General features: G+C 45.0%; 5 protein-coding genes. 3 read left to right on the top strand and 2 right to left on the bottom strand.

Annotation, left to right across the window (positions count from 1 at the left end):
- Window positions 1-3 precede the first annotated feature (3 nt).
- Window positions 4-987, bottom strand: coding sequence for a quinone oxidoreductase (locus PSF16_RS05170; protein WP_272688905.1), 984 nt, complete (start codon window positions 985-987; stop codon window positions 4-6).
- 212 nt (window positions 988-1,199) lie between these two features.
- Here PSF16_RS05170 and dnaB point away from each other — a divergent pair, with 212 nt between their 5' ends.
- The 3 genes from dnaB to PSF16_RS05155 all read left to right on the top strand — a co-directional run bounded on the left by dnaB (window position 1,200) and on the right by PSF16_RS05155 (window position 5,270).
- Window positions 1,200-2,609 (top strand): replicative DNA helicase, encoded by a 1,410-nt coding sequence (dnaB, locus tag PSF16_RS05165; protein ID WP_006658307.1) that lies wholly within the window; start codon window positions 1,200-1,202, stop codon window positions 2,607-2,609.
- 320 nt (window positions 2,610-2,929) lie between these two features.
- A complete protein-coding gene (alr, locus tag PSF16_RS05160; RefSeq protein WP_272688904.1) occupies window positions 2,930-4,012 on the top strand; it encodes an alanine racemase in 1,083 nt (360 codons plus the stop codon).
- A 64-nt stretch (window positions 4,013-4,076) separates the two neighbouring features.
- The gene (locus PSF16_RS05155; RefSeq protein ID WP_272688903.1) at window positions 4,077-5,270 is read left to right on the top strand and encodes an amino acid aminotransferase; all 1,194 of its coding nucleotides are present in this window, start codon (window positions 4,077-4,079) and stop codon (window positions 5,268-5,270) included.
- Between the two features lie 66 nt (window positions 5,271-5,336).
- Here PSF16_RS05155 and uvrA read toward each other — a convergent pair whose 3' ends face one another.
- The gene (uvrA, locus tag PSF16_RS05150; protein ID WP_006658310.1) at window positions 5,337-8,171 is read right to left on the bottom strand and encodes an excinuclease ABC subunit UvrA; all 2,835 of its coding nucleotides are present in this window, start codon (window positions 8,169-8,171) and stop codon (window positions 5,337-5,339) included.
- Between the last annotated feature and the right edge of the window lie 146 nt (window positions 8,172-8,317).

Below are 8,317 nucleotides of genomic sequence, written 5' to 3'. Positions count from 1 at the left end.
TGATTAAGGAATTAGCAGACTAGAGCCTTGGGTTTTGCGTTGTTCCAGTGTTTGGTGTGCTTTTTGCACATCTTTCAGCGCAAAAATTTGTGATGAAGGAACATCCACATTGAGTTTGCCACTTAAAATCATATCAAACAGAGCTTTACTTGCTTGGTTTAACTCTTCTCTGTTCGTGACATAACCGCCAAGTGATGGGCGGGTTACATACAGGGAACCTTTTTGATTTAAGATCCCTAAATTAACACCCGTCACGGCACCTGAGGCATTACCAAAGCTTACCATTAAGCCCCGACGTTTCAGTGAGTCTAAAGAGGCTAGCCAAGTTGCCTGACCTACTGAGTCATACACCACATTGACTTTTTCACCCTGCGTAATTTCTTTCACACGCTCAGCAATATTTTCGGTTTGGTAATTAATGACTTCCCATGCGCCTGCGGCTTTCGCACGCTGCGCTTTCTCGTCTGAGCCAACGGTACCAATCATTTTTGCGCCTAACGCTTTTGCCCATTGGCAGGCAATTAAGCCCACACCGCCAGCGGCAGCATGGAATAAGAAAATTTCATCTTTTTGAACTTGGTAGGTTTGGTTTAGCAGGTAATAAACAGTCATTCCTTTCAATGAGCAAGCCGCGGCTTGCTCAAACGTAATGCCATCTGGGAGATGTGCAACCGCACTTTCGGGAACATTATGCACTTCGCTATAAGCCCCTAGTGGACCTTGAGCGTAAACGACGCGGTCACCCGGTTTGAAACCAGTTACTTGAGAGCCGGTTTTAACGATGACGCCAGCGGCTTCAGTACCAAGCCCACATGGCAAGCTTGCAACTGGGTATAGGCCACTACGAACGTAAGTATCAATAAAGTTGATGCCAATTGCGCGGTTTTCAATTTGAATTTCGTTTTCCGCAGGAGCGTTCGGGGAATAGTCAACAAAATTGAGAACTTCAGGACCACCATGTTGCGAAAATTCAATACGTTTTGCCATGATCATCTCCAATAGGTGAGTTTGTTTTTATTAACAGTATCAATAGCGCCATCATAACGCGATGCTTTAATAAGAAGAATTATCGGTTTGTGCGCTGCGTTAAGATAGCGGCTGTAATAATATCTTGTATAGATAACAAGAAAGACGCCACATGACACCTCAGATTGGCGTATACTAACTGTTGGTTAATTATAGACGTGGATATTTCAAGTATGGCTAAAAAACCCTCCTCAGATTACAAGACAAACCCACCGCGCGATCAGCAAATGGAAGGATTAAAACTTCCACCGCACTCTATCGAAGCGGAACAGTCTGTATTGGGGGGACTGATGTTGGACAACGAACGTTGGGACACCGTATCAGAGCGTGTCACTTCAGCCGATTTTTTTAGCCGCCCTCACCGTACTATCTTCGGGCAAATGCAAATCCTGCTGGAGCAGGGCAAGCCGATTGACTTGATCACATTGTCAGAATCCCTTGAGCAACAGGGTGAATTGGACAGTGTGGGTGGCTTTGCATACTTAGCCGAATTATCAAAAAACACCCCAAGTGCGGCGAACATCAATGCTTATGCGGATATCGTCCGTGAACGTGCAATTGTACGCGATATGATTTCTGTCGCTAATGACATCGCGGACGCGGGGTATGATCCTCAAGGGCGTAGTAGTGAAGATTTATTAGATTTCGCAGAGTCCAAAGTGTTCCAAATTGCGGAATCGCGGGCGAATAAAGATGAAGGCCCAAAAGGGATTGAAGCAATCTTGTCGGAAACGGTTGAAAAAATTGAACAACTCTATCAGCAACCTCACGACGGGGTGACTGGGGTTTCTACTGGTTACCAAGATTTAGACAAGAAAACCGCAGGGTTACAAGGTTCTGACTTAATTATTGTTGCTGCACGTCCATCAATGGGTAAAACCACATTTGCGATGAACTTATGTGAAAATGCGGCAATGACCGAAGAAAAGCCAGTTCTTATCTTCAGCTTAGAGATGCCAGGTAACCAGATCATGATGCGTATGTTAGCGTCACTTTCCCGTGTCGACCAAACTCGTATTCGTACAGGGCAGCTTGATGATGAAGATTGGGCACGCATCTCGAGCACCATGGGCATATTGATGGAAAAACGTAATATGTATATCGATGACTCTTCGGGACTCACACCAACGGAAGTACGTTCTCGCGCACGGCGAATCTACCGTGAACATGGTGGATTAAGTCTGATCATGATCGATTACCTACAGTTAATGCGTGTGCCTGCTTTGTCGGATAACCGAACGTTAGAAATTGCAGAAATTTCTCGCTCTCTCAAAGCATTAGCTAAAGAATTGAATGTACCTGTTGTCGCGCTTTCTCAGCTAAACCGTAGTTTGGAGCAACGTGCGGATAAACGCCCAGTGAACTCCGACTTACGTGAATCCGGCTCCATCGAGCAAGATGCTGACTTAATTATGTTTATCTATCGTGACGAGGTCTATCATGACAACAGCGACCTCAAAGGGGTTGCTGAAATTATTTTAGGTAAACAGCGTAATGGTCCTATCGGGACGGTAAGATTGACGTTTAATGGGCAGTGGTCGCGGTTTGATAATTATGCGGGACCGGCCTACGACGACGAATAACCTAACCTCGTCATACTTCACACTGTGGCGTTGTTGGCTGTGTTCGCTAACCTGAGTCACATACTTATGTATGCTCCCCAGGCTTAGCTTCTCTTGCCGCCTAGCCACAGTGCGAATTATTTAGAGGTTAGTAAGCTCGTCATATTTTGAGCTGTAGCTGTGTTGGTTGCTCTCAGCAACCCTAGTCACATACTTGTGTATGCTCCTAGGGATAGCTTCGTTTACCGCCTTGCTACAGTTCAAACTATTTAGAGCTTATACGTATAGAAGATTAAAGATTAAATAAGTTAAATTTTAAAATGAATAATTAAGAGGAAGAAATGAAAGCGGCAACAGCATTAATAAACCGCCGCGCTCTGCGACACAACTTGCAACGGGTTAGAGAATTGGCGCCGAATAGCCGTCTGATTGCAGTTGTTAAAGCAAACGCTTATGGTCATGGATTAATTGGGGTTGGCACAGAAATTCAAGGGAGCGTCGACGGATTTGGTGTTGCACGTTTAAATGAAGCTTTGCTTCTTAGACATCAAGGCGTGACAAAACCGATTATTTTATTAGAGGGTTTCTTTGAGCAATCTGATTTGCAGTTGATGGTGGAATATCACATCGATACGGTGATCCACTGCGTTGAACAACTGGAAATGCTGGAAAGTGCACAGCTCGCTAAAAAAATTAAAGTCTGGATGAAACTCGATACTGGTATGCACCGCCTTGGTATTCTTCCTCAACATGCAGAGAGTTTTTACCAGCGTCTACAAAGCTGTAGCAACGTTGATTTACCTATCAATATTGTTAGTCATTTCTGTCAGGCTGATGCGCCTGAGCTTCCCACAACTCAGAAACAAATCGAATGTTTCCAACAGTTTGTTTCTGACAAGCCCGGTGAGAAATCTATCGCTGCTTCCGCAGGGATTCTGTTATGGCCTGAAGCTCATTATGACTGGGTTCGTCCGGGTATCATGATGTATGGCGCCTCCCCGCAAGAAGGCAAAAGTGCAGCTAGCTTCGGTTTATTGCCAGTGATGACGCTAAAGTCCACTTTGATTGCAGTCAGAGAACACTCGGCAGGGCAGTGTGTTGGTTATGGTGAAACATGGTGCAGTGAACGTAATACCCGCCTTGGCGTGGTCGCAATTGGCTACGGAGATGGTTATCCACGTAACGTACCATCGGGGACACCAGTGCTTGTAAATGGACGAAAAGTGCCAATTATTGGGCGAATTTCCATGGACATGACCGTCGTGGATTTAGGTCCAGATGCCACCGATAAAGTGGGGGATGATGTCATTCTCTGGGGAAATGCTCTGCCAGTAGAAGAAATTGCCACACAAACAGGCATTATTAACTATGAACTTCTAACGAAATTAACCTCTAGAGTCGCAATGGAATATGTAGACGAATAGGTTTTAAAGGGTTATTTTCACTAGACAAAAGCAATAAAGAAAACCTACAAGTGGGAGATATCCTGTGTACCAACATGTTGATGCTTATCCGGGCGATCCAATCTTATCGCTGATGGATGAATTTAATAAAGATACTCGTGAAGGCAAAATTAACCTAAGTATTGGTCTTTATTATGATGCAGAAGGGAAAACCCCTGAGCTGGAAACCGTCGGCACAGCGAAAGCTGCTCTGAGCAAACTTCCAGCAAGTGCATCGTTATATCTGCCAATGGAAGGTTTGAAAGATTACCGTACTGAATTACAAAAATTGGTATTTGGTGCAGATTGCCCACTGATTGCACAAGAGCGTATTGCAACCGTACAAACCATCGGTGGCTCCGGTGCCCTGAAAATTGGCGCAGATTTTTTACACCATTATTTCCCAAATTCTGAAGTTTGGTGCAGTAACCCGACATGGGAAAACCACGCTTCTATTTTCTCTGGTGCAGGTACAAAAGTTCATTACTACCCTTACTTTGATGAAAAGAGCAAAGGGGTTAAGTTTGATGAAATGCTGGAAACTTTCAAAAAGTTACCAGAAAACAGCATTATCTTAATGCACCCATGCTGCCATAACCCAACGGGCTCCGATTTAACACCAGCTCAATGGGATGAAGTGACAAAAGTGGCACTTGAACACAAATTGATTCCATTCTTAGACATCGCGTATCAAGGTTTTGCTGAAGGGATCAATGAAGATGCTTACGCCATTCGCGCGATGGTTAAAGCGGGCTTACCTGTCTTTGTAAGCAACTCATTCTCCAAAATCTTTGGTATCTATGGAGAACGTGCGGGCGGTTTATCCGTTATCTGTAAGGATAAAGATGAGCGTGACCGTGTGTTAGGTCAGCTTAAAGCGGGTGTTCGTCGCCTGTATTCAAGCCCACCGTCTAATGGTGCAAAGATTGTGGCTGCGGTACTCACCGATAGCCAGCAAAAAGCGAAATGGTTGGAAGAAGTCGAAGAGATGCGTCTGCGTATTCTTGAGATGCGTACTGTACTCGTGGATGAGCTGAAAAAAGCGTTGCCAAACAAAAACTTTGACCACCTACTAAAACAGCGCGGTATGTTTAGTTACACCGGGTTCTCTCAACAGCAAGTTGATCGCTTGAAAGACGAGTTTGCGGTTTACTTGGTTGGAACTGGTCGTGTGTGTATGGCTGGTGTGAATCGCCATAATGTGAAACGTATTGTGGAAGCATTTGCGGCTGTTAGCTAATAACAAATTGTTATTTAAGCATTAAAAAGGGGAACAATGAGTTCCCCTTTTTGTATTCGGACTTATTTAGTATCCACGAGCGAGGATCGGTTTTAAAAAGCGTGCTGTATGGGATTTTTCACATTCAGCAACTTCCTCTGGGGTTCCAGAAATTAAAATCTCACCGCCCCCACTACCACCTTCTGGTCCTAAATCAACAATCCAGTCTGCCGTTTTGATGACATCTAAGTTATGCTCGATAACCACAATGGTATTACCTTGGTCTCGTAGCTGATGCAGGACGACTAACAGCTGTTGAATATCGGCAAAATGCAGTCCTGTGGTTGGTTCATCCAAGATATAGATGGTTTGCCCTGTTCCTCGTTTAGATAACTCGCGAGCTAATTTCACGCGTTGAGCTTCACCGCCAGATAATGTGGTGGCGGATTGACCTAAACGAATATATGACAAGCCAACATCCATCAGTGTTTGTAGCTTACGAGCCAGAGCAGGAACAGCATCAAAGAACTCACGAGACTCTTCGATGGTCATATCCAGCACTTCATGGATACTTTTACCTTTATATTTAATTTCTAAGGTTTCGCGGTTATAGCGTTTGCCTTTACATTGGTCACACGGCACATACACATCCGGCAAGAAATGCATTTCAACTTTAATCACGCCATCGCCTTGGCAAGCCTCACAGCGCCCACCTTTCACGTTAAAGCTAAAACGCCCTGGGTTATAGCCACGAGTACGTGATTCTGGTACGCCAGCGAATAGCTCGCGGATCGGCGTAAATATCCCTGTGTAAGTTGCAGGGTTTGAACGAGGCGTTCGTCCAATAGGGCTCTGGTCGATGTCGATAACTTTATCGAAATGCTCTAAACCTTCGACATGAGCATAAGGTGCAGGGTTAATCACCGTTGCACCATTCAATTGGCGCTGCGCAATTGGGAATAACGTATCATTAATCAGCGTTGACTTTCCTGAGCCTGAAACCCCTGTAATACACGTAAATAAGCCAACGGGAATCGTTAAGGTGACATTCTTCAGGTTGTTACCCGTTGCGCCAACGACGGTGAGCACTTTATCTTTATTAAAAGGAACGCGAGCTTGTGGGATCTCAATTCGGCGTTCTCCACTCAAGAATTTACCTGTTAGAGATTCTGGATTAGAAACAATATCGTCCAGTGTACCTTGTGCTACGATTTGCCCACCATGAACCCCCGCACCGGGTCCAATATCAATCACATGGTCAGCGGCACGAATCGCATCTTCGTCATGCTCAACTACAATCACGGTATTGCCGAGATTACGCAGGTGAACCAGCGTTTCGAGTAAGCGGTCATTATCCCGTTGATGTAATCCGATTGACGGTTCATCTAACACATACATGACACCAACCAGACCCGCACCAATTTGGCTAGCCAAACGAATACGCTGAGCTTCGCCACCGGATAACGTCTCTGCGGAACGGGAAAGCGTTAAATAATTCAGACCCACGTTAACTAAGAACCTTAGACGATCGCTGATTTCTTTCAGTACTTTTTCAGCGATTTGAGCTCGCTGCCCGCTGAGTTTTAAGTTTTGGAAAAATTCCATCGCATGACCAATGCTGTAGTCAGCAATTTCTGGCAGTGTTGTATTTTCTACAAACACAAAACGGGCTTCTTTACGTAGGCGGGTTCCGCCACAAGTTACACAAGGGCGATTGCTAATGTATTTAGCCAATTCCTCGCGCACCGCAGTAGATTCTGTTTCTTTATAGCGGCGCTCCATATTGTTAAGAACGCCTTCGAATGGATGGTGACGTACAGTGATATCGCCACGATCGTTACGGTATTTAAACTCAATGCTCTCTTTGCCTGAGCCATATAAAATCACTTTTTGAATGGCTGGACTGAGTGACTCATAAGGCGCTTCAACATCAAATTTGTAGTGCTCACCTAATGACATGAGCATTTGAAAATAATAGAAATTACGACGATCCCAACCGCGAATTGCACCGCCCGCGAGAGAGATTTCTGTATTTTGAAGCACACGCTCAGGGTCAAAGAACTGCTGAACCCCTAAACCGTCACAACTTGGGCAAGCCCCGGCTGGATTATTGAAAGAGAACAGGCGTGGCTCTAACTCCATCATGCTATAGCCACACACCGAGCATGCAAAATTGGCGGAGAACACGAGTTCTTCGGCTTTCGGGTCGTCCATATCGGCGACAACTGCAGTACCACCCGAAAGTTCTAGTGCAGTTTCAAAGGATTCAGCAAGTCGCTGAGCAATATCCTCACGCACTTTGAAGCGGTCAACGACTACTTCAATGGTATGTTTTTTCTGTAATTCAAGCTTTGGTGGATCGGATAAGTCACAAACTTCACCATCAATACGGGCGCGGATATAGCCTTGACTCGCCAAGTTATCGAGTAACTTAACATGCTCACCTTTACGCTCTTTTACCACAGGGGCAAGCAGCATCATTCTACTGTCAGTGGGTTGTGCGAGAACGTTATCCACCATTTGGCTGACAGTTTGCGCGGCTAGCGGAATATTATGATCAGGGCAGCGAGGTTCACCAACGCGGGCAAACAGTAAACGCAGATAATCATGAATTTCAGTAATTGTCCCGACAGTTGAACGCGGGTTATGAGAAGTCGATTTTTGTTCAATGGAGATAGCGGGGGATAGCCCTTCAATATGGTCGACATCTGGCTTTTCCATTAAGGATAAGAACTGACGAGCATAAGCGGATAGAGACTCAACATAACGACGCTGACCTTCGGCATAGAGGGTATCAAAGGCAAGGGATGACTTCCCTGAGCCAGATAGCCCCGTAATAACTATCAGCTTGTCTCGGGGGATGATGAGATTGATGTTTTTTAGGTTATGCGTGCGAGCGCCGCGGACTTCGATATTCTCCATTTACCACTTCCCGAATGAATTGATAGTGAACAAAAATAAACTTGGCAGTACGAATAAACGAAAGAGCAAGTATTAACGAACAAGTTAGTATTGCACAAAATTTGCTGAATGGATATACAGTATATGTGCTCTTTATATTTCATTCC

Source organism: Providencia sp. PROV033 (assembly GCF_028484855.1).
GTDB classification, from domain to species: Bacteria; Pseudomonadota; Gammaproteobacteria; order Enterobacterales; family Enterobacteriaceae; genus Providencia; species Providencia alcalifaciens.
Note: the sequence above shows the minus strand (reverse complement) of the source record. Positions and strands in the feature narration are given on the sequence as shown.